This is a genomic window from Pedobacter sp. (assembly GCF_045628745.1).
Taxonomy (GTDB): domain Bacteria; phylum Bacteroidota; class Bacteroidia; order Sphingobacteriales; family Sphingobacteriaceae; genus Pedobacter.
The window spans coordinates 1-1,617 of sequence record NZ_JAZQPU010000399.1; the positions used below are offsets into that span (position 1 = coordinate 1).

At 38.0% G+C, this 1,617-nt stretch carries 3 protein-coding genes; all 3 read left to right on the forward strand.

Annotated elements, in window-relative coordinates:
• Positions 1–165 (forward strand): RNA polymerase sigma factor (locus tag ACR2F7_RS14650; protein WP_432714293.1); only part of this gene is annotated, 165 nt, incomplete at its 5' end.
• A gap of 34 nt (positions 166–199) precedes the next feature.
• The gene (locus ACR2F7_RS14655) at positions 200–718 is read left to right on the forward strand and encodes a hypothetical protein (RefSeq protein ID WP_432714291.1); all 519 of its coding nucleotides are present in this window, start codon (positions 200–202) and stop codon (positions 716–718) included.
• Between the two features lie 44 nt (positions 719–762).
• Complete coding sequence (locus tag ACR2F7_RS14660; protein WP_432714292.1) at positions 763–1,212, forward strand: hypothetical protein; 450 nt, start codon at positions 763–765, stop codon at positions 1,210–1,212.
• The last annotated feature ends 405 nt before the right edge of the window (positions 1,213–1,617 follow it).

Below are 1,617 nucleotides of genomic sequence, written 5' to 3' on the forward strand. Positions count from 1 at the left end.
CCAGAAAAACAACGACTGGTTTTTAACATGAAGTTTTATGATGACCTGAAATATGAAGAGATTTCGGCCATCCTCGGTACCACGGTAGGTGCCTTAAAAGCATCATACCACATTGCCGTTAAAAAAATTGAAACTTTTATGCTAAATGAAGACATTACTTTTTAAACCTTTTGGGTTTTAAAGCATCAATACATATGTTATGGATAATGAGTCAGCAGATATATTAAAAGGAATGCAAGGTGAGCGAGGTTTTTCTGTACCTGAAAACTATTTTGAACAGCTTAACCGCGACATTCAAACTCGTGTGGCAGAAGAAAGACTGAAAGCTATTTCTTTAAATAACGGCTTTACCGTTCCAGAATTATATTTTGAACAGTTAAACAGTAAAATTCTTCAAAAATTAACGGCGACACCAACAGTTGAAACAGCAAAGGTTGTCCGTTTATGGCAAAAGGATCTGTTTAAATATGCTACCGCAGCTTGTTTTATCTTAGTTACAGCAGTAGGTTTATACTTCAACAATAACGCTCCTAAAACACAGGATCCATCTATAGACTTAGCGAGTGAGCAATTTTTTCAGGATATTGACGAACAGCAGATTTTAGAACATATACAAGAAGGACAAGTATTACAAACCCAAACTACAGCCTCTGAACAAGAGCTGGAAGACTATATCTTAACGAACTATTCTTCTAATGATATTGCTTTAAATTTGTAAAACTGAATACTATTTGACTACCCCATCTTAATAAACACAACACAATGAAACACTTAATGCTATTCATTTTACTTTCTTGCCTTGGCGGTTATGCCTCTGCACAGCACTCCAACGAAAGAAGGGATGAAATTGAATCTTATAAAATTGCGTATCTAACACAGAAAATGGAACTGTCGCCAAATGAGGCCAAAGTTTTCTGGCCAATTTATAAGAACTGGCAGACGGAGCAAATGGCTTTAAGGAAAGAACGCAGCCAAAAGGTAATCAGCTATAGAAAGATTGAAGAGATCGAAAATTTGTCTGATACCGAAGTGCAGTCTTTAATTGCCAATGAGCTTAATTTTAAGCAAAGAGCATTAAACATTGAAAAGAAATATTATAACTTGCTGAGAGCACATTTGCCTATCAAAACTATTGGCAAATACTACCGCGCACAGGAAACCTTTAAGAAAGATTTGCTTAACAGGTATAAAGACGGCAGAAACCCTAATTAAACTTTACTATCGCCTTACTGATTCCTTAATTTTGACTTGCTATTCCCCTGTTGTTGTCTAACCTTTCAGTTACCATTGCGGGCAAGCAACTATGGAGCTGGTAGGGAGCAGGTAGCGGGCAGCTACGGGATTTTCGGTAGGAACCCGGTAGCAGACCGGTAGCAGACCTGGATTTATGAGGTGTTATAAGCTAGTGATAGGTTAGTGATGGGTTAGGAATTGGTAAGTGATAGGTAAGTTGCGACATGGGAGAAAAGATTAAATAACATGAAGTTCTTCGATTTGCTCAATGGTTCCATCCTGATGTTCTTTGATTACCCATCCATCTTTTACGGTTACTACATAGCCCATCAGACTCATCGCATTGTTAGGTGCCACCCTTCCGGCGCTTTTGGCTTTATTGAC